The 26,704-nt window shown below is 34.8% G+C and carries 24 protein-coding genes and 1 tRNA gene; 13 read left to right on the top strand and 12 right to left on the bottom strand.

Going from position 1 to position 26,704, the window contains the following annotated elements; genetic code table 11:
• Window positions 1-455, bottom strand: a 455-nt coding sequence (locus tag Q0871_RS16075; RefSeq protein WP_299325435.1) for a transposase, incomplete at its 3' end; no start/stop codon positions are given.
• Window positions 456-550: 95 nt separating this feature from the next.
• On the opposite strand from Q0871_RS16075, the gene Q0871_RS16070 reads away from it, so the two are divergent.
• The 3 genes from Q0871_RS16070 to Q0871_RS16060 all read left to right on the top strand — a co-directional run bounded on the left by Q0871_RS16070 (window position 551) and on the right by Q0871_RS16060 (window position 5,207).
• Window positions 551-4,141: a thrombospondin type 3 repeat-containing protein gene (locus tag Q0871_RS16070; RefSeq protein ID WP_299325434.1), complete on the top strand. Its 3,591-nt coding sequence runs from the start codon at window positions 551-553 to the stop codon at window positions 4,139-4,141.
• The gene (locus Q0871_RS16065; RefSeq protein WP_299325433.1) at window positions 4,138-4,806 is read left to right on the top strand and encodes a hypothetical protein; all 669 of its coding nucleotides are present in this window, start codon (window positions 4,138-4,140) and stop codon (window positions 4,804-4,806) included. The genes Q0871_RS16070 and Q0871_RS16065 overlap by 4 nt, the downstream gene beginning before the upstream one ends.
• Window positions 4,807-4,895: 89 nt before the next feature.
• A complete protein-coding gene (locus Q0871_RS16060) occupies window positions 4,896-5,207 on the top strand; it encodes a T9SS type A sorting domain-containing protein (protein WP_299325432.1) in 312 nt (103 codons plus the stop codon).
• A gap of 54 nt (window positions 5,208-5,261) precedes the next feature.
• On the opposite strand, the gene Q0871_RS16055 is transcribed toward Q0871_RS16060, so the two are convergent.
• Together Q0871_RS16055 and Q0871_RS16050 are read right to left on the bottom strand one after the other, a co-directional pair.
• Window positions 5,262-5,768 (bottom strand): lipocalin family protein, encoded by a 507-nt coding sequence (locus tag Q0871_RS16055; RefSeq protein WP_299325431.1) that lies wholly within the window; start codon window positions 5,766-5,768, stop codon window positions 5,262-5,264.
• Window positions 5,769-5,862: 94 nt separating this feature from the next.
• A complete protein-coding gene (locus Q0871_RS16050; RefSeq protein ID WP_299325430.1) occupies window positions 5,863-8,493 on the bottom strand; it encodes a DUF5916 domain-containing protein in 2,631 nt (876 codons plus the stop codon).
• A gap of 247 nt (window positions 8,494-8,740) precedes the next feature.
• Here Q0871_RS16050 and rplM point away from each other — a divergent pair, with 247 nt between their 5' ends.
• The 4 genes from rplM (at window position 8,741) to tsf (ending at window position 11,965) form a co-directional block, all read left to right on the top strand.
• Window positions 8,741-9,196, top strand: coding sequence for a 50S ribosomal protein L13 (gene rplM / locus Q0871_RS16045; RefSeq protein ID WP_073242320.1), 456 nt, complete (start codon window positions 8,741-8,743; stop codon window positions 9,194-9,196).
• Between the two features lies 1 nt (window position 9,197).
• On the top strand, window positions 9,198-9,584 hold the full coding sequence (gene rpsI / locus Q0871_RS16040) for a 30S ribosomal protein S9 (protein ID WP_073242318.1): 387 nt from the start codon (window positions 9,198-9,200) through the stop codon (window positions 9,582-9,584).
• 235 nt (window positions 9,585-9,819) lie between these two features.
• Window positions 9,820-10,929, top strand: a complete 1,110-nt coding sequence (gene rpsB, locus Q0871_RS16035) for a 30S ribosomal protein S2 (protein ID WP_299325429.1) — start codon at window positions 9,820-9,822, stop codon at window positions 10,927-10,929.
• Between the two features lie 70 nt (window positions 10,930-10,999).
• The gene (gene tsf / locus Q0871_RS16030) at window positions 11,000-11,965 is read left to right on the top strand and encodes a translation elongation factor Ts (RefSeq protein ID WP_299325428.1); all 966 of its coding nucleotides are present in this window, start codon (window positions 11,000-11,002) and stop codon (window positions 11,963-11,965) included.
• An 83-nt stretch (window positions 11,966-12,048) separates the two neighbouring features.
• On the opposite strand, the gene Q0871_RS16025 is transcribed toward tsf, so the two are convergent.
• On the bottom strand, window positions 12,049-13,932 hold the full coding sequence (locus Q0871_RS16025) for a peptidase M61 (RefSeq protein WP_299325427.1): 1,884 nt from the start codon (window positions 13,930-13,932) through the stop codon (window positions 12,049-12,051).
• A gap of 143 nt (window positions 13,933-14,075) precedes the next feature.
• Here Q0871_RS16025 and pyrH point away from each other — a divergent pair, with 143 nt between their 5' ends.
• The 6 genes from pyrH (at window position 14,076) to Q0871_RS15995 (ending at window position 21,529) form a co-directional block, all read left to right on the top strand.
• Window positions 14,076-14,783: a UMP kinase gene (pyrH, locus tag Q0871_RS16020; RefSeq protein WP_299325426.1), complete on the top strand. Its 708-nt coding sequence runs from the start codon at window positions 14,076-14,078 to the stop codon at window positions 14,781-14,783.
• Window positions 14,784-14,828: 45 nt separating this feature from the next.
• Window positions 14,829-15,383 (top strand): ribosome recycling factor, encoded by a 555-nt coding sequence (gene frr / locus Q0871_RS16015; RefSeq protein WP_299325425.1) that lies wholly within the window; start codon window positions 14,829-14,831, stop codon window positions 15,381-15,383.
• Between the two features lie 130 nt (window positions 15,384-15,513).
• On the top strand, window positions 15,514-17,904 hold the full coding sequence (locus Q0871_RS16010; RefSeq protein ID WP_299325424.1) for an efflux RND transporter permease subunit: 2,391 nt from the start codon (window positions 15,514-15,516) through the stop codon (window positions 17,902-17,904).
• Window positions 17,905-17,994: 90 nt separating this feature from the next.
• Window positions 17,995-19,428, top strand: a complete 1,434-nt coding sequence (gene asnS / locus Q0871_RS16005; protein ID WP_299325423.1) for an asparagine--tRNA ligase — start codon at window positions 17,995-17,997, stop codon at window positions 19,426-19,428.
• Window positions 19,429-19,466: 38 nt separating this feature from the next.
• Window positions 19,467-20,924, top strand: coding sequence for an RNA polymerase factor sigma-54 (gene rpoN, locus Q0871_RS16000; RefSeq protein WP_299325422.1), 1,458 nt, complete (start codon window positions 19,467-19,469; stop codon window positions 20,922-20,924).
• Complete coding sequence (locus Q0871_RS15995) at window positions 20,924-21,529, top strand: hypothetical protein (protein ID WP_299325421.1); 606 nt, start codon at window positions 20,924-20,926, stop codon at window positions 21,527-21,529. The genes rpoN and Q0871_RS15995 overlap by 1 nt, the downstream gene beginning before the upstream one ends.
• Here the strand turns inward: Q0871_RS15995 and Q0871_RS15990 are convergent.
• From Q0871_RS15990 to Q0871_RS15955, 8 genes are all read right to left on the bottom strand, one after another.
• Window positions 21,524-22,192 (bottom strand): porin family protein, encoded by a 669-nt coding sequence (locus Q0871_RS15990; RefSeq protein ID WP_299325420.1) that lies wholly within the window; start codon window positions 22,190-22,192, stop codon window positions 21,524-21,526. The two genes, Q0871_RS15995 and Q0871_RS15990, sit on opposite strands and share 6 nt — an antisense overlap.
• A gap of 77 nt (window positions 22,193-22,269) precedes the next feature.
• Window positions 22,270-22,752, bottom strand: a complete 483-nt coding sequence (locus Q0871_RS15985) for a biopolymer transporter ExbD (RefSeq protein WP_027065004.1) — start codon at window positions 22,750-22,752, stop codon at window positions 22,270-22,272.
• A gap of 22 nt (window positions 22,753-22,774) precedes the next feature.
• A complete protein-coding gene (locus tag Q0871_RS15980) occupies window positions 22,775-23,398 on the bottom strand; it encodes a biopolymer transporter ExbD (RefSeq protein ID WP_299325419.1) in 624 nt (207 codons plus the stop codon).
• Between the two features lie 14 nt (window positions 23,399-23,412).
• Complete coding sequence (locus Q0871_RS15975; protein ID WP_299325418.1) at window positions 23,413-23,844, bottom strand: hypothetical protein; 432 nt, start codon at window positions 23,842-23,844, stop codon at window positions 23,413-23,415.
• 25 nt (window positions 23,845-23,869) lie between these two features.
• Entirely contained in the window at window positions 23,870-24,619 is a 750-nt protein-coding gene (locus Q0871_RS15970) for a MotA/TolQ/ExbB proton channel family protein (RefSeq protein ID WP_027065007.1), read from the bottom strand.
• A gap of 77 nt (window positions 24,620-24,696) precedes the next feature.
• A tRNA-Ser gene (locus Q0871_RS15965) sits at window positions 24,697-24,784 on the bottom strand.
• A 71-nt stretch (window positions 24,785-24,855) separates the two neighbouring features.
• The gene (locus Q0871_RS15960) at window positions 24,856-25,887 is read right to left on the bottom strand and encodes an asparaginase (protein ID WP_299325417.1); all 1,032 of its coding nucleotides are present in this window, start codon (window positions 25,885-25,887) and stop codon (window positions 24,856-24,858) included.
• Window positions 25,888-25,909: 22 nt separating this feature from the next.
• Window positions 25,910-26,677 (bottom strand): TatD family hydrolase, encoded by a 768-nt coding sequence (locus Q0871_RS15955; RefSeq protein WP_299325416.1) that lies wholly within the window; start codon window positions 26,675-26,677, stop codon window positions 25,910-25,912.
• Window positions 26,678-26,704: the final 27 nt, after the last annotated feature.

The raw sequence follows: 26,704 nt of genomic DNA, 5'->3' as shown, positions 1-26,704 counted from the left end.
ATATAGCTCTTGACCCTTCTGAAATCCTTTACAAGGTCATTTCTGCGTCTGAACAGACTACGAAGTTCTTCACGTTTCCTGTCCGGCACTATGATACTCTGCAATCGGTTATCCTTCAACTCTCTCGCTATCAACTGCGCATCTATCTTATCGGTCTTGCTATGTTTCTCTTTGCCCTTTCTATGAATGTCTGCTGGATTGACTACCAGACTTCGCCAACCGTAACTCTCAAAACAACGATGAGCGTGGTAACCGCAACAACCAGCTTCATAAGCTACGGTAACTTCATACTCCTTGAAATGTTTTGAAACATAACTATGTAATTGCTTTGGGTCGGGTGACATACTGAAAGACTTACCAGCGAACAGATCTGTTGCACAATGTACTTTCCAACTTCGTTTGTGAATATCGATACCAATGTATAACTTCGGGCAAGCAGTTTGTTGAGTGTTCATATCTTATTGTTTTAGAGAACTTTAAAGATACTCGACTTGCTGCTTTTTCATCGATGCTAATATTTATATTAGTGTTTTGCTAACCATATTTTACTATGATTAAAAACTACACTAGGCTGCTATTGGCAGCCCTATTTTTGTTTTCAATACAACTTTCCGCACAAGGTAGTACTGCAACTGATCGCGAAGCGCTAATTGCTTTTTACAATGCCACCGATGGTACAAATTGGTTGCGACCATGGGATTTAAACGCAAATATGAATACCTGGTACGGTATAACTTTAGATGCTAACGACAGAGTAACAGGTATTCAAATTTGGGAAAATAAGCTAAATGGTTTTATACCTCCAGAAATTGGAGACCTAAATGAATTAAAATCGTTAGAAATTTTAAATTTTAGTAATTCTGATGAAGAGAACAAGAATCAACTAACTGAAAATTTTCCTTTTGAAATCACGAATCTTTCTAACTTAGAGAGCATAAGATTTAGTAATATTACTCTAGGTGGAGAACTACCAATTGAATTTTGGAATCTTGCAAAGCTTAAGGATATTAGGTTTTTTCGTGCAGAACTTTCTGGGACAATCCCTGATGAAATAGGTAATTTACCCGACCTTGAGAGTTTTGACATTTATGATAATGATTTCACGGGCACTATCCCCTTAACTATTGTCAACTGTCAAAATCTTAGTACTTTCAGAGTGCCACAAAATCAATTGGAAGGAGAGATTCCGATAGAATTACTACAATTAACCAGTTTAGCTTCGATTGATATTTATAATAACAAGTTTACTGGAACGATACCTGAAGAGTTAGGACTTTTAAACAACTTAATTAATTTAAATTTAGGAGGCAACAGTTTCACTGGACCTATCCCAACGGAACTAGCCCAACTAGAGAATTTAGAATTTCTTGGGTTATCCTTTAATAATTTCGAAGCTCCATTACCCCCAGAATTAGGCCTATTATCTAACCTTAAAAATTTAGACACTCAAAACGCTGGGCTAACAGGTACAATCCCTTTAGAAATAGCAGAACTACCATTATTAGAATCTATTTCAATACTTTCTAATCATTTCTCAGGTAAAATCCCAAATTTCACATCTCCAAATTTAACTAAGCTAACCATTGGGTCTAATAACTTTGTTTTTGAAGATATTATAGAATTATCTCAAAATACAGATTCATCGGTAAACTTCTATTATTCAAATCAAAGAAATATTGGAGACACTGACAATATTCAATTAAATAATGGTGAGGAATTTACGATTTCCGTTACTGAAACAACAGATAACAATAACACCTATCAATGGCGAAAAGATGAAGTGAATATTGTTGGCGCTTCTGAATCTACTTTCACAGTATTCAATGTACAATCCACAGATGCTGCAGAATATGATTGTTTAATAAACAATACAATATTGCCAGAACTTGAATTAACCAAAAACCCAATAACCTTAACTGTTGTCGCAGACTCTGATAACGATGGTGTAAATGATAATCAAGATTTATGCCCCAACACTCCAACGGGTATCATTGTCGATTCTCAAGGTTGCCCAATAACAATTGCAGGGCAAACCAATTTTCTACAAAACTTCAGTTTTGAAGACTGGTCAGGTAATCCGCTAACACCAGATAACTGGACCATAACCAATGCTAACAGTATTATAAGAAATACAGAAGCAACAGATGGTAATTATTCTCTAGAAATTGATTTAAATAATTCATTACAATTTAAAACAGAATTACAAAACACGGCTACCATACAATTAGCCACCAATACCACGTACACATATAGCTTTGATTATAAAATAAAAAGAGGTGACAACGTAAGTGCTGAAATTCAAATATCAAAAGACGGTAATCCATTCGGTATTAGAATTGCTGATGAATTTGTAGGATTTGATAGTGATGGCGCTTGGCATAATGTTTCATTTGAATTCGACACAAACGATATAGATGAAGATCACATCTTTAAATTAGTTATAAGAGCAAATACATCTATAACAGGTATAATACAAATAGACAACATGCGTGTACTTGGTGAAGCTTTAGCTGACACTGATAATGATGGTGTTTTAGATGGTAATGATTTATGTCCAAACACACCTTCAACTGCTTTAGCCGTAGATGAGGATGGTTGTGAAATTAACGTAGACACTTCAAATTTATTAGAGGACCCAAGTTTTGAAGATTGGTCATTGAATAATGGTACTAATTTAAGAAATTGGGGTATTAACATAATACCAGGAAGCTCATGGAACAAGAATGAAGATATTAGTGACGACCTACAATATAGCCTAGAGTTGACTACGGGAGATAACGGCTCTAATGCCTCCTCTATATTTCAAAATGATATTGAATTATTCAATGGAGTAGAATATATTATAAGTGTTGATTATAAAGTTTTAGAAGGCACTTTCAATTCTTTAGAACTTGAATTAACTACCGGTTTTTTTGAAACTTTTAAAATCTTTACAATTGACCCAGCAGATTCTGGTTGGCAAACACTTACAAGAACATTTACAGCAGATTCAAATGCTATTGCCGATTTAAGAGTAGCAGTAGTTTCAAATCTGGCACAACGAAAAATCATTTTGGACAATATGGTCTTGAAAGTAAATGTTGCTACGACAGACACTGACAATGACGGTGTAGCAGATACAGATGATGATTGCCCAAATACTCCAACTGGAGATACGGTCGATGCTAATGGATGTACCATAACAGAAGTAGCGGATTCAGACAATGACGGAGTTGCAGATACTAATGATGATTGCCCTGACACACCAACTGGAGACATGGTCGATACAAATGGTTGCTCAATTACAACTGTAACAGATACTGATAACGACGGAGTTGCAGATACTAATGATGATTGTCCAAATACACCAACAGGAGATACAGTTGATGAGAATGGCTGCACGATTTTTGAAAATACAGCCCCAGATATTCCAAATGATGGTATTCAAGTAAAAGTAACAAGTACCAGTTGTCCAAACACGGCAAATGGCGAAATCTCTGTTTCTTTCACCGAGGATTACAATTACACGGTTCAAATCACCGGTATATTACTAGATAACACCTTTGATAACATTAACGCATCAAATGGGCTAGTAAGATCAGATCTTTCTTATGGTTCGTATACGGTATGTGTAAAGATACCTGAGTATCCAACCTATGAACAATGCTACACAGTAACAATTGAAACTCCCGAAGAATTTATTTCAGGCAAAACAGTAATTGATTACACTGCTAAAAAAGCAAGTGTTGTGGTTTCCGGAAGTAAGAATTACCAAGTTTTAGTGAATGATAATGTATATTCCTTTGAAGTGGACAATATAGCTAATCAGCAATTATCATTTCCGCTTGATAAAGGAGCTAATGTTATTTCTATAGAAACTGATAAAATTTGCCAAGGTCTTTTTAATGATAGTGTTGTAATTAGTAATGCTATTTTATCTCCGAATCCTGTTGCGGACATATTACGAGTTGAAGGTCTGGACATCATGACCGAAGCACAAATTATATTATCTAATGTAAGCGGAGTAACAACATTACAAGAAAGCCGACAAATTAATCACGGCACATTAGAAATGAATATTTCTAACCTTTCTCCTGGTATCTACATGTTAACCATCGTGGAAGGAGATAAAGAAATCAATTTAAAATTTGTAAAAAAATGAGATTAGCTATAAAATTAATTTTAATGGGACTACTAATTGTTTCTTGCGGAGGCAAGGACAGTGACAACTCAACACCTCCTGAAGAAAAAGTATTAGGTGATTTCAATCTTGTTTTCCCTGACAATAATTTAATTTGCACAGAGGGTGAAGACAATGGTAATGATGGGGTAAGTATAGAATTTCAATGGTCTGCATCTACAAATGCCACCTCTTATGAACTAGAAATTACCAATCAAGAAACCAATTCTACAGACACAAGAACTGTAACAACAACATCACTTGCTGCAGGTCTGCCAAAAGGCACCCAATTTTCATGGACTGTAACTGCAATTTTAGGCGCAAAAACTTTAGCTAGTGATTCTTGGAATTTCTATTCTGAAGGAACCAGTACAGGAAACTTTGCCCCATTCCCAGCAGAAATCAGTGTTTCAGATAATGGTGATGGTACAGTCAACGTTTCTTGGGTAGGTGAAGATTTAGATGATGATTTGATTAATTATGATGTGTATATCGGTACCTCAGATAATTTAGAATTAATTCTTGAGAATACTACTAATGAAAACACCTCTTATAATATTACAGCTGGGGAGCAATATATTGTTCAAATAGTATCTAAAGATAGTAATGACAATACATCTACTAGCCGTACCTATTTCACATTCTAGAAAGTTAAAGTTTATTTAAAGAAAGACGAAAAGGTATTTTACAAACGTTAGCATATAGCGTACTTCTACTATGAGGTACGCTATATTTTATGAAACGTCTTTTTATCATATCACTTTTTATCATCTTTAGCGCAACGCAGTTGTTTGCCCAAGATGCGGAAAGTACTATCAAAGTGTTTCCTAACCCTGCAACGAATGTTATTAATGTCTTAGGACTTAAAAATGATTCGAATGCGGCTATAAGCATTAGAGATAGCTACGGGACCCAAATTATCTACCACCAATGGGATATTAAAAGAAACTCGCTTAACATACCCGTTTTTAATCTTGAGAAAGGCTTGTACATGATTACCATACAATCAGAACATCAAAATGTAAAAGCTAAATTTTATAAGCAATAAAAAACCCTCACAATAAATGTAAGGGTCAATTCTTTGAATATAATTTAAGCTTGTTTATCGCTTCACAAAAATCAATTGTCCGTCTTCTGAGAAATTAGGAATATCAAGATCGCTGGCATCTAATGTCATTACATTACCATCAATAATAACACCTATTGCCACTTCCTCACCATTTTCATCTATTGTAGTTACAGTTTCTCCGTCAAAAGTATACGTACTTGCACTTTCATCTGACTCTGTAGGACAAGGAATATCTAAACCCGTAGCAGTTGCGTTAACTTCAATATAATTTGCGGAGTTAGAAGCGCTGGCCGTTAAGTCTTCATTAAACTGGAGTGTAATAATAAAACAATTTTTCTCTGTAAGAAAATCTAGAATCTGTTTTCCAAATTTAACATCGTCACTTGCTGTTTCATTGTCAATTTCAAGTTCTGTAGCATCCCAAGTGCCAACAATAGCCGCACTATTGAGTTCTGCTTCATTTTGGGTCTCATCTTTGTCAGAACTACAGGATACTAGTGTTAATACTACTCCTGCAATTAGTAAAATATGCTTATACATCTTTTTAGTTTTTTTGGTTGTACAAGCATAAAAACGAAAAAATCAACTTATTATTTCATATCCATACAAACAGCTACCTAACAAAAACAGGTACTTAGAGTATAAATCTATACGTTGCTTTCAACAAAATGGTATTATCTTTTTTCTGCCCTAGTATTTGACGATCTAAATTCCTACCCAAAGTTTCATCAGGATTCCCTGCCCCTACAACACCTTGTGACCAGACCAAAAAGATTTCTGAACCAGGCACATATTCCCATCTAAGCACTAAGTTGGATCTAAATTGAACATATGAAAAATCTGGATTCTCTATTTGATAATCTACAGTACCATCAAAATTTTCATCAATTAAATAATCAATAGTACTAGTAGGTTGCGAAATTTGATTTGCAGAGAATAGAGTTACTCGCTCATTAAGACTTTCTGCAATTGGATTATTCACGTAATTAAAATCGGTATATGTACCTCTAGATATAAATGGTTCGCCATAATACTGAATAGAAAGATTCGGATTTAGACTATAATTAAAACGGATGGAAGTACTAAACGTTTTTTGATCAATATTACCGGTAATATATCTTGCATCGCCATTAAAATTGGTTTCGGTAACATACTGCGTCTTATTCGGATTCTCTTCAAATTCAGAAGAAATAGATAGATTAAAAGCATCAAAAGGTTGGTAATATAATCTAAAAACATATCGCGCTAGCGAAAAATTCTTTTCTGCTGCTTGACTATTTACATAACCTAGGGTAAAACTCAATTTCTTTCTACTATCAGAACCGAAGAATAAATACGCGAAATTTTCGTCTGACCAGCGCCACCGTGGTCCGCCACGAAGTACCGTATTTGAAAATATACGTGGTTTATGCGCTGCACCCACTTCTGTCCACCAATTATTTTTATAATTTATAAAACCTTCAAATTGATATTGAATTCGATTATAATTACCCTCAAAGTCGTAGGTTGAATATTGACTTAATTCTATATTGGCTTTACGATAAAAATTAGTGGGCTTTATAAACAATCTACTTACAGATGCTGTTTGTTTTATTTCATCTGCCTGCCTTAAAAATCCGATATCGTTCAGTTCCAATTCGGGTGAGCGCCAAATGACCCCGCCATCATACCTCCAATTTCCACCACCAGCTTTACCTACTTCTAACTTTCCGCCTGTACCCGTAAGTGATGTTCTACTCTCATCAACAGAAACATGACCCGCATCTACTCTTTGAAAAAGGTGCGTAATACTATTTTGTGTTCGTGTTATTGCTTCTTCACTACCCGTAACATGACTACCTACTATATTACCTTCAACATAATAATTTCTATTCTTCCAATTATGTTTAAAATCTAAACCGCCGGTATATGCCCCACTTCTTAAAAACTCAAGATGATCGGGCAAATTTCTATTAGTGGCGGTGAATATTCCGCCCAAATAAGAATTTCTTTCATTGAAATCTTTTTGAACTCTACCCACAATATAGTTGGTTAAAGGCTCAACCAGTTCTGATCTTTTATTACCAGTGACATCTTCAATATCTGCGTACATTTTACCGGTAACACTTTCTAACAAACCTAAAGACCACCCGTTTTTTGTCTTACCAGAAAATTTTGCCGCGCCAAGTATTGTAGAATTTATTGGTTGATCAACAAATTCATTATCTGTAACATCTGCATACCCTTGCGGGCTTCTGCCTATTCTTCTACTATAAAAAACATTGTCGTTACCATCGGCAAACTCATAGTCGAATATATTTTTGTTCTCAATAAAAAAAGGTCTTCGTTCTTCAAAGAATATTTGAAATCCGTCCAATGCAATCGCACCTGGATCAGCATCTACCTGACCGAAATCTGGGTTGACCGTTAAATCTAGGGTCAAGTCATTCGTTAATCCTATTTTAGCATCTAACCCTGCATTGAGAATATAATCTTTGCCATCTCTAAAAGGGTTACCATCTTCGGATGGATACTTATCGAACTGATTCACTAAAAACGGTTGAATCTCCAATTGTTTTTGCGGTTCAATATTCTTTAAACCGTTCAACCTACCAAATTCACTAACCCAACCAGGTGCTTCTAAAGAAATTGGTTGCCAAATAGAGCGTTCTTCTCCCCTAAAATATCTTCTGTGTATTTGAAGTCCCCACACTTGTTCTTCCGCAACACCAAACTTCAATTGACTAAACGGAATTTTCATTTCTGCGCTCCATCCTTCTCCATCAATATTTGCCGCTGTATACCAAATTGGGTTCCAGCTGGCATCCCAAAAATCACCATTTCTAGAAATAAACTCATCACCCTTTACTCCCGCAGCCGAGACGTTAAATGAAAAAGCCGTTCTTTTATCATTATAACTATCAATATTCACCTCTATCCAATCTCCAGAAAAATTATCTCTACGAGCTAGACGTTTTTCTATTTTATTAGGTATACTATCATAACAGCGAATACCTACATAAATAAACTTAGCATCATATGCAATCTTAAATTTTGTTCGTTGACTTGCTTTTTTACCGTTATTTGGCTCAAAAACAGTAAAATCATCATCCCAAATAACATTTTTCCATGCTTTATCAGACAATTTGCCATCAATAGTGATTTCTTCACCTATAGGAAGTTGCACGGTATTATATTCCCGTTGTACCTTTACAGAATCTTTTTGAGCAACTACTATAGTCGTTAATAAAATAAATAAGATACTCTTGAATAAGCGTCTACTCATAATTGCAAGTTCTTTTGGTTGATTGTTTTAATATTAGAAGAGACATTAAAGAATTGTAAATGTTACAGAAATAGTAATAAAATCAATAAGTTTAACAGTATCTCAATAGTAGCAAAGTAGTAAGATTTCGCATTTATTGAAAAAATGTGAAAAAATAAGAAACAAGTATTTGCAATTCAACTTAATAATTGTAGATTTGCAGCCCCTTTCTAGGGATTGATTAAAATAATAGTTAAAAATAGCAGTAGTGGATACATTAAGTTATAAGACCGTTTCGGCCAACAGAACAACTGTCAACAAAGAGTGGTTATTGGTAGATGCCGAAGGAGAAACATTAGGACGCATGGCTTCTAAAGTCGCCTATTTGTTAAGAGGAAAGCACAAACCAAGTTTCACCCCTCACGTAGATTGTGGTGATAATGTTGTTATTATCAACGCAGAGAAGATTGTTCTTTCAGGAAACAAGTGGTCTGATAAAACCTACTTGAGATATACTGGCTACCCAGGTGGTCAACGTTCTACTACCGTAAAACAATTATTGGATAAAAATCCAGAAGGTATTCTTGAAAAAGCGATCAAAGGTATGTTACCTAAGAACAGACTAGGTGCTGAGCTTTTCAGAAACCTAAAAGTTTACGCAGGTACAGAGCACGGTCAGGAAGCTCAAAAGCCAACTGTTGTTAATTTAAAAGACATTAAATAAGATGGAAGTAATTCATAAAATTGGTCGTAGAAAGACCGCTGTAGCGAGAGTTTATCTTTCTGATGGTAATGGTGATATCACTATTAACAACAAAGATTTAAGTGTATACTTTCCAACTGCAACACTTCAATACAAAGTAAAACAACCTTTCACTTTAACTGAAAGCTTAGATACTTATGACGTAAAAGTAAATGTTTACGGTGGTGGTATCACTGGTCAAGCAGAAGCTATTCGTCTTGCTTTATCAAGAGCAATGTGTGAGATTGATGCTGAAAACAGAATTGTCTTGAAACCAGAAGGTCTATTAACTAGAGATCCAAGAATGGTTGAACGTAAGAAATTCGGTCAGAAGAAAGCACGTAAAAAATTCCAATTCTCGAAACGTTAATTCGAGTTACAAGATTACCAGGCACCCTTTTGGGTGCCTATTTTTATATTTTATCATACTGGAAAATCCAGAGTATTAACAAGTTCATTGAAAGTCCTTTTGGGGACAATTAAAAATCCTTTAATCACTTTAAAATTAAAGGTAAGATTAGTTTAGCATCTAAATGGTGAAGGCTTTTGCTCATGCAAATACCACTTTATCATTGCTAATTCATAAGAACGTAAACTAAATTAAAATGGCGAGAGTCGAAGTAAAACAATTATTAGAAGCAGGTGTACATTTTGGTCACCTAACAAGAAAGTGGAATCCGAACATGGCTCCTTACATCTACATGGAGCGTAATGGTATTCATGTAATCAACCTTTACAAAACAGTTGCAAAATTAGACGAGACCAATGAGGCTCTTAGCAAGATTGCAGCATCAGGTAGAAAAATACTTTTCGTAGCTACCAAAAAACAAGCAAAAGATATCGTTGCTGAAAAAGCAGCAGCAGTAAACATGCCTTACATCACAGAAAGATGGCCAGGTGGCATGTTAACAAACTTCGTTACAATTCGTAAAGCTGTTAAGAAAATGGCTTCTATTGATCGTATGAAGAAAGATGGTACTTTCCTTACTCTATCTAAAAAAGAAAGATTACAAGTTGACCGTTTACGTGCAAAATTAGAAAAAAACTTAGGTTCTATTTCTGAAATGACTCGTTTACCAGGTGCATTGTTCATCGTTGATACAATGAGAGAGCACATTGCAGTAAAAGAAGCTCAAAAATTAAACATTCCTATTTTTGCAATGGTTGATACCAACTGTGATCCTAGAGATGTAGATTACCTTATACCTTCTAATGATGATGCTTCTAAGTCAATTGACATCATTATGACAGAAGTTACAAATGCAGTTGCTGAAGGTCTTGCTGAACGTAAGGCTGAAAAAGGCGATGCATCTGAAGGTAAATCTGAGAAAAAAGATAAAGCTCCAAAGAAAAAGGTTACTGCTGAAAAGCCAGAACCTACTCCAGCAAAAGCTGAACCAGAAGTAAAAGCTGAGCCAGAAGTTAAGGCTGAACCAGTAGTTGCTAAAGCTACTAAAGCTGAAGCTGACGATTTAACTAAAGTTGAAGGTATTGGACCTAAAGCTGCTGAAGCATTAGTTGCTGCAGGTATTACTACTTTCGCAGATCTTTCTAAAGGAGAAGCTGAAAAAATCAAAGAAATCTTAACAGAAGCAAGTTCAAGAATGGCTCATTTAGATCCTACCTCTTGGCCAAAGCAAGCTAAAATGGCTGCTGATGGTAAATGGGACGAACTTAAAGAGTGGCAAGACAACACTAAAGGTGGTGTAGAATAAGTTATTCTTTTTTTGATATAAATAAATCTAAGAACAACCCATTAAAACGGGTATACTAAAAGAAAATAAAATGGCAAAAATTACAGCCGCAGAAGTAAATAAATTAAGAAAGGCGACTGGCGCTGGAATGATGGATTGTAAAAACGCTTTGGTTGAGGCCGAAGGTGATTTCGACAAAGCTATTGAAGTGCTTCGTAAAAAAGGACAGAAAGTAGCAGCAAAAAGAGCAGACAGAGATTCTTCTGAAGGTGCCGCTATTGCTAAGTTAAATTCTGACGAAACTGTTGGTGTTGCTATAGTACTTGGTTGTGAAACCGATTTCGTTGGTAAAAATGAGAACTTTATTACTCTTGCTAACCAATTAGCTGAAATAGCACTTAACTGTAACTCTAAAGAAGAGCTTTTAGCTGCTGATTTTGGAGGTATGACCGTTGCTGAAAAATTAGTTGAACAAACTGGTGTTATTGGTGAAAAATTAGAAATCACAGCTTTTGAAAAATTAGAAGCACCATATGTTGGTTCTTACGTTCACATTAATAAGATTGCTGCTTTAGTTGGTCTTTCTGCAAAAGTTGAAACTGCTGATGTATTGGCAAAAGACGTTTCTATGCAAGTTGCATCAATGGGCGCAACTACATTGTCTTATAAAGATTTTGATCCTGAATTTGTTGCAGCTGAAACAGAAGCTAGAATTGCTGTTATTGAAAAAGATAACGAAGAACTAGGTCGTTTGGGCAAGACGCTTAAAAACGTACCTCAGTACATTTCTATGGCGCAATTAACTCCAGAAGTTATTGCACAAGCTGAAGAAGATGCTAAGGCGCAGTTAAAAGCAGAAGGTAAACCAGAGCAAATCTGGGATAAGATTCTTCCTGGTAAATTAGAAAGATTCATATCTGACAATACAACTTTGGACCAAGAACAATGTTTATTAGACCAAAACTTCATTAAAGATGAGAAAATCAACGTAGCTAAATATGTTGAATCTCATGGTGATGTTTCTGTTTTAGATTTTAAACGTGTAACTGTAGGTTAATTACAATACAACTAACTCAATAAAAAACCGTCTTACTGTAAAAAGTAGACGGTTTTTTTATTTAATTATATTTTAACTATTACCTAATTCTTCAACCAGGCATTTCGCAAGGCTACCGTTTCTTCAGAAACACCCTCTAAAGCAACTATCTTCTTAACCTTCTTTACCGGTTGACCAACAGGTCCAGAAACAGAAATCATTTCACCATCTCTTTCAACAGTCATACTAACAACAGTTTCTGGAGTCCACCCAAAACTTTCCCCTATTATAGGACGAAGTGTTTCTAAATTAATTTCTTGCTCATTTATAGTTCTAAAAATATCACCACCTTTCAACTTTAAATCATTGAAGAAAGAATTTAATTCAATATTCTCACGAATAAAAACGACACTATCATTTTGAACATCTACATCCATATATGGCACTTGACCATCAAAGAAGTAACCAGTAGTCTCTTCAACATCTTTAGTAGCTAAACCAACCTTAGCAAAAAAGGCATCATAATCAATAGGTGTAGTACCAATCACATGCTCTTTAAAGAACACATCAACTTCTGGATATGTTATAGAAACAATTTCAGGAAACAAAGCTTCATCTTCAAAAGGAATATCGGTACCGTATTTTTTCGATAATTCTTTCATTAACCAAAGCATCCCTTTTTCGCCATTACTTTTTTCTCTTAAAATGATATCAAGACACATATTAATTAAGGCACCTTTCTCATATACATTGGCATAATTAGGCTCATAAGGTTGTTCTAGTATATTTTTACTCATTACAGTAAAAGACATACTATCATCATAAAATTTAGAATTAGTGATTTTACCTAGCATACGCTCATAAAAATCTTCCTCAGAAATTAGACCCTGCTGAATCTGAAATAGGTTGGCGAAATATTCTGTAGTTCCCTCATACATCCATAAATGCTCTGACATTTTTGGATCGTTAAAATCGAAATACTGAATCTCTTTAGAATGAACCGATAGCGGAGTAACAATATGGAAAAACTCATGAGAAACCACATCTACCATTGCTTGTTCTAAACGACCAATATCCATTGCCTCTGGCAATACAACAACTGTAGAAGTATGATGCTCTAAAGCCCCATAACCATGAGCATCTGGTATATTTACATCAGACATGTATAATAAAATATTATATTCTTTAGTACTATCGACATCACCCAAAAACTTCTTTTGAGCACCCATCATAGCAACCATTCTATCTTTTAAATCTGCCGCTTTATAAACGTCATTTGGAGAATACAGACTAAGTGTTACTATAATACCATTAATCTCAAAAGTTTCTGTATTCGGTTTAGCATACATTATAGGGTTGTCAATCACTTCAAAATAACGCTTAGCAGTAAAAGCATCTAAAAGTGGATCAATCTTTTCACCCACCTCACTTGAAAGTGTTGTAGTAGCAATTAAATCAGCGGGCTTTTTAATTTGTATTGTATACGACACTTCTTTAAATCCGTCAAAATAACCAACAAATCCGTGAAGGTTAAGCATAAAATTACTTCCCTTTGCAATGTTGGTACCTGCAGGCGAAAAGACCGCATCTGCAACATCATTCTCGGTATCATAGGTATCATTAACCCAATACTGTACTTTATCTAATTGAACGGCGCTAGTGATACTCCAAGTATTATCATCGAGTTTCGTGCTATTTAATAAATTACCCTTATAATCAAGAGCCTCAAAATCTTCAATATACTGTCCGTAATTATCTGAACTATATGTACCCGGAACTGTTTTAGGTATTCTGAATACTACTGTAGAACTAGTAAATGCACCAGGGTTTATACTTACCTGAACTTTATCGTCAACAACATTTACCAAATCTATTGAAGTGACAACTGGGCTATTTTCTACAGACAAAAGCGCCTTACTTGCCCCACAGGCATTTAATATTAGGGCAAAAGCAATAATTAAAACATTTTTCTTCATAAAAAACTTCATAAGTGAATATTTAAACATCAATGATATCAAAGATAGATAATATGTTACGACCCTAACTTAGCGAATTAAGTAATGCTTCGATTAAATATAGACCGTACCCATCAAATATTTTCATTATTTTTGACGGCAAATAAAAAATTAAGATGCACTACAAAAGAATTCTTCTAAAACTAAGCGGTGAAGCCTTAATGGGCGAAAAGCAATACGGAATAGACTCTAATCGTCTAAACGAGTATGCAGAAGAAATTAAAGAAGTAGTTGAAAAAGGTATAGAAGTAGCTATTGTTATTGGCGGAGGAAATATCTTTCGTGGTTTAGCAGGTGCTGCAACTGGTATGGACAGAGTTCAAGGCGACCACATGGGCATGCTAGCAACCGTTATTAACGGCTTGGCACTACAGAGTGCTTTAGAAATGAACGGTGTACAAACCAGATTACAATCTGCTATAAAAATCAACGAAGTTGCCGAGCCTTTCATTAGAAGAAGAGCCATGAGGCATCTAGAGAAAGGAAGAGTTGTTATCTTTGGTGGAGGAACTGGTAATCCATATTTCACAACAGATTCTGCAGCCGTTTTACGTGCTATTGAAATAGAAGCTGATGTAATACTTAAAGGTACACGTGTAGATGGTATTTACACAGCTGATCCAGAAAAAGATAAAAGCGCTACGAAATTTGATACTATCTCTTTTTCGGAAGTACTTACAAAAGGACTAAAGGTTATGGATACCACAGCTTTCACCCTTAGTCAAGAAAATGAACTACCTATCGTAGTTTTTGATATGAACAAAAAAGGAAACTTACTGAAAATTGTTGACGGCCAAACTATTGGTACAACGGTCAACCTATAATTCTCGGTATAGTTTATGTTATTGCGATAGTAATATTCTTATTATATGAACGAAGAAGTAGAATTTGTTTTAGACGCTACAAAAGAAGGCATGAACGCCGCTATAGCTCATTTAGAACGCGCATTTTTAAAGATTAGAGCTGGTAAAGCCAGCCCTGCCATGTTATCAGCTGTAATGGTTGATTATTATGGATCACAAACTCCGCTATCTCAAGTAGCCAATGTGAACACCCCAGATGGTAGAACAATTTCTGTTCAACCATGGGAAAAAAACATGCTCCAAGAAATTGAAAAAGCGATAATGAACGCCAACCTAGGTTTTAACCCTATGAACAATGGCGATATGATTATTATCAACGTTCCACCATTGACAGAAGAGCGCAGGATACAGCTTACAAAACAAGCTAAGGCAGAAGCGGAACATGCAAAAGTTGGTGTACGAAGTGCAAGACAGGATGCAAATAAAGAAATTAAGGATTTAGATATTTCTGAAGATTTACAAAAAAATGCCACTGCCGATGTACAAGATTTAACTGATGTCTTCACAAAGAAAATTGAAGATTTCTTGGATAAAAAAGAGGCGGAAATCATGAAAGTATAATCTAGGAATCAATAATATTCATTTAAAGCTACCCCAAATAGGTAGCTTTATTTTTTTGTAAAAAATTTAAACTTTTCAATTTAGGAACAGATGTAGCTAATAGTTACCTTTGCGACCTGCAAAAACAGTTATGGTAGCTAAACTAACGAAGGGATTTTGGCCTAAAACGGCAAACATAATTCTACGAAATAGAATCCTAATTTTACTCTTAATTGCCGCTTTTACCATTTTCATGGGGTGGCAATGGCAATATATGCGTTTTTCAAGTTCGCAGACAAATCTACTACCAGATGACCACCCGGTAAATATTCAATACCAAGATTTTCTTAGCAAATTTGGTGAAGAAGGAAATGCAGTCGTTTTTGCCGTACGTGACAGCGCTCTATTTACACCTGATAATTTTAACCGATGGAATAAATTAAGCAAACAACTTGCTGCTTTCCCAGAGGTAGAATTTGTTATCTCAACAGATAATTTAAAAGAGCTAATAAAGGATAACGAAAAGCAAGAATTTGTAATGCGCCCTTTAATAAATGGCGAACTAAAGACTAAAAAGGAAATAGATAGTATTACCAATCATCTATTCAATGACCTCCCTTTCTACGACAACCTTCTATACAATAAAGAAAGTAAAACAATAAGAACTATTGTTAATCTAGATAAGGACATTGTCAATACCTCGGTCAGAAAAGACTTTATTTTACAAGATATAAATACACTAGTTAAAAAGTTTGAAGAAGAAACAAATTTAGATGTTCATATATCTGGTATGCCGTATGTGAGGACAATGAATTCTCAGAATATTATTGATGAAATTGGTAAATTTATTCTGGCAGCTCTTGGTGTTACTTCATTAATTTTCTTCTTTTTCTTTAGAAGTATTCGAGCTACGATAATTTCTATGTGTGTAGTTATAATAGGTGTAATGTGGGCTTTTGGTTTACTTGGCTTGCTACAATATGAAATTACAGTTCTTACAGCACTTATACCACCACTAATCATTGTTATCGGTATCCCTAACTGTATTTTCTTAATTAATAAATACCAACAAGAAGTAAAAAAACACGGTAATCAGGCACTTTCATTACAACGCGTTATTTCTAAAATTGGAAATGCAACCTTGATGACAAATATTACCACAGCATCTGGTTTTGCTACTTTCATTGTAACAGACAGTACATTGCTAAAAGAATTTGGTATTGTAGCTTCCATTAACATATTAGGCATATTTATTTTATCGCTACTTATTATCCCTATTGTTTATAGTTTTATGCCGCTACCAAAAACAAAGCATTTAAAACACTTAAACAAAAAATGGATAGATGCCTTTGTTCAATGGATGGAACGTATAGTAAGACATAGAAGAATTACAGTATATATTGTTTCTATCTCTTTACTTGTAATAAGTATTATTGGTATTTATCAGATAAGAATATCAGGTAGCCCAATTGAAGATATGCCGAAGAATGCAGAATTCTTTCATGACATACGTTTTTTTGAAAAAGAGTTCAAAGGTATTATGCCTGTTGAAATCGTTGTAGATACGAAAGCCCCTAAAGGTGTTTTAAAATCAACTACTCTTAAACGTATGAATCAGCTTGGAGAGGTTATAGAAGAAATACCAGAACTTTCAACTCCAGTTTCCGTAGTGAATTTGGTAAAGTATTCTAAGCAGGCTTTTTATAATGGCATTCCTAAATATTATCAATTACCCACCAGTCAAGAAAATACCTTCATCATGGATGTTGCCCGTAAATCTGGTGATAACGGAGATTTACTAAAATCTTTTGTTGACAGCACTGGTCAAACAGCTAGAATGACCACGTTCATGCGAGATGTCAACACCAGCCGCATGGAAGAAATTGAACAACGGTTGCAAGAGAATATCACGAAAATATTCCCTGCAGAACGTTACAACGTTTACATGACTGGTAGTGCGTTGTTATTCTTAAAAGGAACAAAGTATCTTGTTAAAAATCTAATTATGTCTCTTGCTTTGGCAATTGGACTAATTGCATTATTCATGGCCTATTTGTTTCGATCGTTCAGAATGATTGTAATTTCATTGATACCTAATTTATTGCCCTTAGTCATAACTGCCGGAATAATGGGCTTTGTGGGTGTACCTATAAAACCATCTACCATATTAGTATTTAGTATTGCATTTGGTATTTCGGTCGATGACACCATACACTTTCTCGCAAAGTATAGGCAAGAACTCACCGCAAATAATTGGCGAATAGAAAAATCGGTTTATAATGCATTAAGAGAAACTGGAGTTAGTATGTTCTACACCTCTATTGTTTTGTTCTTTGGCTTCTCTGTATTTGTAATATCTAATTTCGGTGGTACCGTAGCACTGGGTTCACTGGTTTCTGCAACACTATTACTTGCGATGTTGGCAAACTTAATTTTGTTACCTTCTTTACTATTATCCTTAGAAAAAAGTATCGCAAACAAGCAAACACTTAAAAAGCCGCAAATAGATATTTTACCCCAAGATGAAAATAATAACCAATAAAATTATTTCAGCTTCGTTTATATCGCATTTTAAACTCTTTATTTTTTAACAAAATCCTATCTTTGGGACTTTAATTTTCAATTCAATATCATGCGTTTAGCAACAATAAAAGAATTACTAGCAAGTAAAAACTTATTACAAGAAGTAACTATTAAAGGTTGGGTACGAACCTTTAGAAGCAATAGATTTATCGCATTAAATGATGGATCTACTTTAGGCACTATTCAATGTGTAGTTGATTTTGAAAATTTTGATGAAGAATTATTAAAGAAAGTAAATACTGGTGCTGCATTAAAAATTACAGGTACACTTGTTGAAAGTCAAGGACGCGGACAATCTGTAGAGATTCAAGTAAGTGCTTTAGAAGTATTGGGTATTGCTGATCCCGAAGAATATCCTATTCAACCAAAAAAGCACTCTTTAGAATTCTTAAGAGAAAAGGCACATTTAAGAATTAGAACTAACACTTTCGCTGCAATTATGCGTGTTAGGTCTACCTTATCTTTTGCCATTCACAGCTATTTTAGAGAAAACGGTTTCAACTACTTCCACGCGCCTATTATCACGGGATCTGATGCTGAAGGTGCAGGAGAAATGTTTCGTGTCACTACTTTAGATGAGAAAAATCCTCCACTTACGGAAGATGGAGATGTTAATTATAAAGAAGACTTTTTCGGAAAAGAAACCAACTTAACCGTATCTGGTCAATTAGAAGCCGAGGCTTATGCCATGGCATTAGGTAAAGTTTATACATTTGGACCTACATTTAGAGCCGAAAACTCAAATACTTCCAGGCATTTAGCTGAGTTTTGGATGATTGAACCGGAAATGGCATTTTTCGATTTAGATGCTAATATGGACCTAGCAGAAGACTTTATTAAAAACGTTATTTCTTACACCTTGACGCATTGTCAAGAAGATTTAGAGTTTTTAGAGAAGAGATTAATAGACGAGGAAAAAAGCAAACCACAAGCGCAACGTAGCGATATGCCTTTAATCGAAAAATTAAAGTTCGTTGCCGATAACAACTTCAAAAGAGTTAGTTATACCGAGGCTATAGATATCCTTAAAAACTGTAAGCCTAACAAAAAGAAAAAATTTACTTATCCTATTGAAGAGTGGGGTACAGATCTACAAAGCGAGCATGAGCGTTACTTAGTAGAAAAGCATTTTAAATGTCCGGTAATATTATTTGATTATCCAGCCAAAATTAAAGCTTTCTACATGCGTTTAAATGAAGACGGAAAAACCGTAAGAGCTATGGATATTTTATTTCCTGGTATTGGTGAAATCGTTGGTGGATCGCAAAGAGAAGAGCGCTTAGATGTTTTAAAAGAGAAAATTAAAGAATTGGGTATCGACGAGAAAGAATTATGGTGGTATCTTGATTTAAGAAAATTCGGAACTGCAGAACATAGTGGATTTGGTCTTGGTTTTGAACGTTTAGTTCTTTTCGCAACAGGTATGGGTAATATTAGAGATGTAATTCCGTTTCCAAGAACGCCACAGAATGCCGAATTTTAAGCGGATTTAGTTACTTTTACCAGTACTAGAATAAAGTAATGCTGAAACAACACCTATCATTTAAATTATCTCAAAAGTTATCTCCACAGCAAATTCAATTGATGAAGTTGATTCAATTGCCTACGCAGGCATTTGAACAACGTCTCAAGCAAGAATTAGAAGAGAATCCGGCTTTAGAAACCGGTAAAGAAGATGTAGAAAATACGAATGATGAGTATGATGATGTTTACGATGACACATCAGACAACGAAACCATCAACACCGAAGATATCAATATAGATGATTACCTAAGTGATGATGAAATTCCTGATTATCGTACCAAAGCGAACAACTATAGCTCAGATGATGAAGAGAAAAGTGTGCCTTACGCAGCCGGTATTTCATTTAATCAGCATTTAATAAATCAACTGAATACCGTTTATCTTACCGATGACGAGTGGAATATTGCCGAGTTTCTAGTAGGCAGTGTAGATGAAAGCGGATACATTCGTAGACCTATCGCCGATATCATGGATGATTTGGCCTTTACCCAAAACATTTACACAGATGAAGAAACCATTACAAAAATACTTTCTATAGTACAAGAGTTAGATCCGCCCGGAGTTGGCGCTAGATCATTAGAAGAGTGTTTAATAATACAACTAGAGCGTAAAGAAATTACCCCTAGCATTGAGCTTGCCACTGCGATTCTTAAAAAGTCTTTTGAACACTTTACCAAGAAGCACTACCAAAAATTAATTCAGAAACATAATATTACCGAAGACGAGCTAAAAGCTGCAATTGGAGAAATTGAAAAACTGAATCCAAAACCAGGTGGTTCATATTCTGGAAACAATAGAATTGTAGAGCATGTAGTACCTGATTTTGCCATTAGAATTACTGAAGGTGAATTAGAGCTAACACTAAATGGTAGAAATGCACCAGAGCTACACGTATCTAGAGAGTATAGCAATATGCTTAAGGGCTACAAAGAAGCCAAAGACAAGTCTAAGTCTCAAAAAGACACTGTTATGTTTATTAAGCAGAAGTTAGACGCTGCAAAATGGTTTATTGATGCTATTAGACAGCGCCAACAGACGCTGTTTATTACAATGAACTCAATTATGCAATATCAAAAAGAATATTTTCTTACTGGTGATGAGCGTAACTTGAGACCTATGATTCTAAAAGATATTGCAGATAAAATAGGAATGGATGTTTCAACTGTATCTAGGGTTGCAAACAGCAAATATGTTGACACTCCTTATGGTACCAAGTTGATAAAAGAATATTTCTCTGAGTCAATGAAAAATGAACAAGGAGAAGATGTTTCTACAAAAGAAATAAAGAAGATTTTAGAAACAGTTATTCAAAATGAGACAAAGAAAAAGCCATTGACAGATGACAAACTTGCTGCTATTTTAAAGGAAAAAGGATATCCCATTGCTAGAAGAACAGTAGCTAAATACAGAGAGCAGTTAAGCATACCTGTTGCACGTATGAGAAAAGAAATTTAATGAAGGTTTTTTCCAATCTTATTTCCTACTTATTTCACCCGCTGTTTATTCCTATCGGAGGTACTGTCGCCTATTTTCTAATCACTCCAAAATTTACCCCATTAGAAATTCAAAGTGCGAGCATATTACCCATTTTTATATTAACCGTTGTTATTCCGATAATAACTTTTTTAATATTGAAGAATTTGGGTTTAGTACATTCCATTACTTTAAACTCTATTCAAGAAAGAAAATACCCGCTTTATATTCACGCGTCTATTCTCCTTTTAATACTTTATAAAGTCATTCCAAACAATTACGTAAGTGAGCTTTATTTTTACTTTACGGGGTTGTTAGGCGCTACAATAGCCTGTATACTATTACTATTATTTAATTTTAAAACTAGCCTACATACTGTTGGCATAAGTGGTCTTTTAATGTATCTCATTAATTTGAGCATCCATTTTGAGATCAACCTTATAATAGCAATCAGTTTGCTTATCGCTTGTACGGGGGGTATAATAACTGCCAGACTATATCTTAAGGCACATACCAGTATAGAAGTTGTAATCGGTCTTTTTATAGGACTATTATCTCAGTTATTAACCGTAAGATTCTGGTTATAGAATATAGAAAATAAGACCTATACGTAACGGTCTATATTGCAAGACCTCACCATTGACCGAAGCATTACCATCGAAGAGTTCAGTTAAGGCATAATACGCATGAAGATTGAAGGTATTATAGCCAAAACTTAAAGTTAGTCCGTATTGAAATTTAGTTAAGTCTGTATTCTTAAACCCTTCACTGATATCACCTAAGTCATACTTTGAACGAGCTCCTAAAACATAAGCAGCCTTAATACCACCATAAACACGCCAAAATTTATAATCTTCAGCAGTAGAATTTCGCCATCTAAACTCTAAAGGAAACTCAACTAAATGTGTCTCTAGCTTACTTCTAGTAATATCATCATTTATACTATACGTAATATCATCACCAGTTATATCGACAACTAAGTTTGAATAATAACTATTCAAAGCCAAACCAGCCCCAATGCCTATAGCCTTTGTTCCTGTCTTGTTTAAAGGAATATCTTTTATTACACCGGCTTGCAGACCATAAGAAAGGTTACGTTGATTAGAACCCTCCGGATGGTTCAATATAAAGTTATACGATAAACCAACATAAAACTGATCTTCAAAATACCGTGTATTTGAAATACTATCTGATACTACCTGAGCATTAGAATGCAGAACTACTAATAAAAATAAAATGGCAAAACGCATAAAGTAAAGTTAATGAAATAAAAAACGCTTCAAATAAATTTGAAGCGTTTTGAAAATGTAATATTCTACTTAACTAACTATTGTAGATTATTGAAAGCATCACCTTCATAGGTAGTATAATTTACCTTTAAAGCGTTTACCTTTCTTAACTCTTGTTTAATATCGGATATCAATCCCATACTAGCGTTCTTATCAACCTTAAGTGCTGTAGTCAATACATTCTGAATTTCTTGAGGCTTTTTAGCTCTTTCCATCAAAATATAATCACCAACTTCAGAAGGACTAGCGAATTTGTCGTTTAATTGAATTTTTGGCTCAGTACCAAAAGTCTTCTCATATTCTCTAGTTGGTTTACCAACATAAATATAGATTACACGATCTTTCTTTTCCAATTTCTTTACTTCACTAGCATTCGGAAGTACGTTTTCAACTTTCAAGGAACTATCCTTCATAACGGTTACCGTCATAAAGAAAAACAAAAGCATAAATACAATGTCAGGAAGGGAAGCTGTTGATACCGCTGGTACCTCTCCATCTTTTTTCTTTGCAAATTTTGACATAGTGTTACTTTTAATTTATTAATTATTCGCTTGAAGTTTCAGCTTCAGATAATTTCTGCGGAAACAAACCTTGTATTCTTTGTACCTTTTCTTTCAATTCTTCTTTAACAGAATCATCAGTTTCAGGGTTCAAATACTCAGCTTCCATAGCAACATAATCTTTACCAAATAAACGCTTAGCTTCTCTATTTCTAAGATCGTTGTATGCACCTACCAATTCGTTTTGAACTGTTATGTAAGTACTATACTTTGTTTCACGATCATTCTTTAAAGAGATAATTGCTTTCATCGGATTATCCGAAGATTCAGCATTACGCTTTCCTTTACAGTAGCTACAATAATCAGGACTTCCTGATGGTGCTCCACCGTTATCTAAAAACGCCATTGCTTTTTCACGCAATTTATCTATTGAAAGAATCTCATCTTCCACCAACAATTGACCATTTCGGTTAATATTAACCGTAAAAATGTTCTTTTGCTTAATAATTGGTGGTGCTTCCGTAGGTGGCTCCATTGGTGGTAACATACGATCCAAACCTGCATCTGTTTCAATAGTAGTTGTTACTAAGAAAAAGATAAGTAAAAGGAAAGCTATGTCCGCCATTGAACCCGCACTAACTTCTGGTGCTCCTGCTCTTCTAGCCATAGTTCTTTATTTTATTATTTACTAAACATGTTTTTAACAGCTGGTACTACTAAAGAAAGTATTGCGATTATTGTAAGGATAAAAAATACATTCAATCCCATTCCAATATTCTTCACTGTACCTTCATCTGTCATAGCTGCGAATTCTGGATCAACATCCGTTCCACTTGCTAAAACATAAGAAATTCCAACTACTAATAAAAAACCACCTACTACGAACAATGTCTTTTTAAGACCTTGTGGGTTTGCAAATAAGTTTTTTAGAGTAAACACTAAACTTACTACAACCGCTATACCTAATAAAAGATAAGTAATAATAAACATTGTGTTCAAAGCTCCACTTGAAGCAGCCTCAGCTGCCGGCATATCTGAACTTGGTAATAAATACCATAGTATAGCACTTAATACACCTATAGCAATTAATGCTATTTTAATAATTTTTTGCATAATTTTTAGGTATTAAAAGTGATACTTATTTTTTGTGATCTACCAACATATCGATTAAAGTAATCGAAGAGTCTTCCATATCATTAACGATGCTATCAATTTTAGCGATAATGTAATTATAGAAAATTTGAAGGATAATAGCCGTAATAAGACCAAATACAGTTGTTAATAATGCAACCTGAATATCACCTGCAATAAGAGATGCACTTAAGTTACCAACAGCTGCAATCTTTTGGAAGGCTGCGATCATACCAATTACCGTACCCATGAAACCAAGCATTGGAGCAATAGCGATAAATAAAGACAACCAAGAAACGTTTTTCTCTAATTGACCCATTTGAACACCACCATAAGCAACAACCGCTTTTTCAGCAGACTCGATGCTCTCACCAGCTCTATCTAAACCTTGGTAGTATATAGAAGCAACAGGACCTTTTGTATTTCTACAAACTTCTTTTGCAGCTTCAACACCACCAGATGCCAATGCGTCTTCAACTTGTTGTTTCAACTTGGCAGAATTTGTGCTAGCCATGTTCAAATAAATAATTCTTTCAATAGCAACTGCCAAACCAAGGATCAAACATAAAAGTACGATACCCATGAAACCGGCACCACCAGTAATGAACATCTCTTTTAATAGTTGAGTAAATCCTCTTTCCGCTTCAGGAGCTCCTTCTTGAACTAGCAACGCTACTGCTGCTACTTTTGCACTTACAATATTTGTACCTGCTACAAATGCCCCAGCGACTGCTAGGCTTGGGAATAATTTTTTCATTTTTCTGAACTTAAATTAGTTAGTTAATAGGGTTAAAGATAAAAAAAAAACAATATAAAAAAAGTAAAACTTACTTGCAGAGAGGAAGGGATTCGAACCCTCGATACCCTTTTGGGGTATACACACTTTCCAGGCGTGCGCCTTCGACCACTCGGCCACCTCTCTAAGATACCTTTTTTAAGGGTGGGCAAATAACAAAAAAAATATTAGTTTAAAAAATTAAACCACTGTTAAATTTATACCATCTCTCCTCGTAAAGAAGTCTCGAAAACAGTTTTAAACAACTCATGAGACACACCACTACCGAGCAAGTACATTGCCTTTGTAATAGCAGCCTCAGTTGTAATATCCTTACCATTAATTACTTGCATTTTCTTAAGCCTAGAGCTCGTTTCATAATGCCCCATCATAACGGCGCCACCAGAACACTGTGTAACATTAATAATATGTATACCTTTATTTATTGCATTATTCAATTTCTCTAAAAACCATTCTTCCATCGGCGCATTTCCAGAACCATACGTCTCCAAAACCAACGCTTTTAAATTTTCAGCTTGCAAAATTGCATCAATAACATTTTTGTTAATTCCCGGAAATATTTTCAAAATAGCCACATTATCGTCCATATTTCTATGAGATTTTAACGTTAATTTTCTTTTTTGAGGCAATAAATATTCATTAAAAACGGTCAAATGCACTCCCGATTCAATTAAATGAGGGTAATTTAATGATGCAAAAGCTTGAAATTGCTCTGCATTTATCTTCGTAGTTCTATTACCACGATACAATTTATATTCAAAATAGAGACCGACTTCTTGTATAACTGGCTTACCTTTTTTATACAAAGCAGCAATTTGTATGGCAGTTATTAAATTTTCTTTGGCATCGGTTCTTAAATCTCCAATTGGTAATTGCGAACCTGTCAATATCACCGGTTTTGTCAAATTTTCAAGCAAAAAGCTTAAAGCAGAAGCTGTGTAACTCATAGTATCACTACCATGTAATACTACAAAACCATCATACTCGTTATATTTCCCTGCAATAATATCAGCTATTGTGACCCAATGCGTCGGATTCATATTAGATGAATCGATAGGGTGTTCGAAAGAAAAACTAGATATCGTACAATCTAATTGATTTAGCTCTGGTATATTCTTCAACAATTGCGAAAAATCAAAAGCCTTAAGTGCCCCTGAGGTATAATCTTTCATCATACCTATAGTACCACCCGTATAAATCAATAAAATATTTCTTTTCTCTATACCCAAAACTCTGCCTTTTAGTTGATTATTAAATTCCGAAAACTTCTTTAGAGTTATTCGTAGTCTCTAAAGCTATTTGTTCATTAGGTACACTATGAATGTCTGCCAGCTTCTCAAGCACATTAACTATATAAGCACTTTCGTTTCTCTTACCTCTATAAGGTGTAGGCGCTAAATAAGGAGAATCGGTTTCTAGCACAATATGTTTTAAATCAATTTCTTTTAAAAAAGTATCTATTTTACCGTTTTTAAAAGTCACTACACCACCTATACCCAACTTCATATTATATGATATTGCTTTTTTTGCCTGCTCATATGTACCGGTAAAGCAATGAAAAATTCCTCTTAAATCATCTCCTTTCTCCTCCTCTAGTATTTCAAAAACCTCTTCAAAAGCGTCTCGACAATGAATAACGATAGGCAATTTATGCTTCTTCGCTATTTGTATTTGCTTTCTAAAAGCAATTTGCTGCTCTTTTAAGTACTTGTTTTCCCAATACAGATCAATTCCTATCTCCCCAATCGCATAATAGGTATGCTTACCCAACATTTCTTCAACATGCGCTAGCTCTTCCTCAAAATTTTCTTTCACATGCGTGGGATGCAAGCCCGTCATCAAGAACATATGACCCGGAAATTCTTTTTCTAAAGCCAACATGCTTTCTGTATAGGTAGAATCTATAGCAGGAATAAAAAATCGCTCTACTCCTAAATCAATGGCTTTCTGTATTGCTTCTTTTCGGTCATCATCAAAAGCCTCACTATATAAATGGGTATGCGTATCGGTTATTATCATGCCGCAAAAATAGGCTTATCTTTGAAA

The organism is uncultured Maribacter sp., from assembly GCF_947500985.1.
In the GTDB taxonomy this organism is placed as follows: domain Bacteria; phylum Bacteroidota; class Bacteroidia; order Flavobacteriales; family Flavobacteriaceae; genus Maribacter.
The sequence above is the reverse complement of the archived record's forward strand: the minus strand, read 5'-3'. Positions and strand labels throughout refer to the sequence as shown.

Bases quoted from the DNA above. Each gene is read 5' to 3' on its own strand.
- Q0871_RS16070 (WP_299325434.1), top strand. From the start codon at position 551: ATGATTAAAAACTACACTAGGCTGCTATTGGCAGCCCTATTTTTGTTT.
- Q0871_RS16065 (WP_299325433.1), top strand. From the start codon at position 4,138: ATGAGATTAGCTATAAAATTAATTTTAATGGGACTACTAATTGTTTCT.
- Q0871_RS16060 (WP_299325432.1), top strand. From the start codon at position 4,896: ATGAAACGTCTTTTTATCATATCACTTTTTATCATCTTTAGCGCAACG.
- Q0871_RS16055 (WP_299325431.1), bottom strand. From the start codon at position 5,768: ATGTATAAGCATATTTTACTAATTGCAGGAGTAGTATTAACACTAGTA.
- Q0871_RS16050 (WP_299325430.1), bottom strand. From the start codon at position 8,493: ATGAGTAGACGCTTATTCAAGAGTATCTTATTTATTTTATTAACGACT.
- rpsI (WP_073242318.1), top strand. From the start codon at position 9,198: ATGGAAGTAATTCATAAAATTGGTCGTAGAAAGACCGCTGTAGCGAGA.
- rpsB (WP_299325429.1), top strand. From the start codon at position 9,820: ATGGCGAGAGTCGAAGTAAAACAATTATTAGAAGCAGGTGTACATTTT.
- tsf (WP_299325428.1), top strand. From the start codon at position 11,000: ATGGCAAAAATTACAGCCGCAGAAGTAAATAAATTAAGAAAGGCGACT.
- Q0871_RS16025 (WP_299325427.1), bottom strand. From the start codon at position 13,932: ATGAAGTTTTTTATGAAGAAAAATGTTTTAATTATTGCTTTTGCCCTA.
- pyrH (WP_299325426.1), top strand. From the start codon at position 14,076: ATGCACTACAAAAGAATTCTTCTAAAACTAAGCGGTGAAGCCTTAATG.
- frr (WP_299325425.1), top strand. From the start codon at position 14,829: ATGAACGAAGAAGTAGAATTTGTTTTAGACGCTACAAAAGAAGGCATG.
- Q0871_RS16010 (WP_299325424.1), top strand. From the start codon at position 15,514: ATGGTAGCTAAACTAACGAAGGGATTTTGGCCTAAAACGGCAAACATA.
- asnS (WP_299325423.1), top strand. From the start codon at position 17,995: ATGCGTTTAGCAACAATAAAAGAATTACTAGCAAGTAAAAACTTATTA.
- rpoN (WP_299325422.1), top strand. From the start codon at position 19,467: ATGCTGAAACAACACCTATCATTTAAATTATCTCAAAAGTTATCTCCA.
- Q0871_RS15995 (WP_299325421.1), top strand. From the start codon at position 20,924: ATGAAGGTTTTTTCCAATCTTATTTCCTACTTATTTCACCCGCTGTTT.
- Q0871_RS15990 (WP_299325420.1), bottom strand. From the start codon at position 22,192: ATGCGTTTTGCCATTTTATTTTTATTAGTAGTTCTGCATTCTAATGCT.
- Q0871_RS15985 (WP_027065004.1), bottom strand. From the start codon at position 22,752: ATGTCAAAATTTGCAAAGAAAAAAGATGGAGAGGTACCAGCGGTATCA.
- Q0871_RS15980 (WP_299325419.1), bottom strand. From the start codon at position 23,398: ATGGCTAGAAGAGCAGGAGCACCAGAAGTTAGTGCGGGTTCAATGGCG.
- Q0871_RS15975 (WP_299325418.1), bottom strand. From the start codon at position 23,844: ATGCAAAAAATTATTAAAATAGCATTAATTGCTATAGGTGTATTAAGT.
- Q0871_RS15970 (WP_027065007.1), bottom strand. From the start codon at position 24,619: ATGAAAAAATTATTCCCAAGCCTAGCAGTCGCTGGGGCATTTGTAGCA.
- Q0871_RS15955 (WP_299325416.1), bottom strand. From the start codon at position 26,677: ATGATAATAACCGATACGCATACCCATTTATATAGTGAGGCTTTTGAT.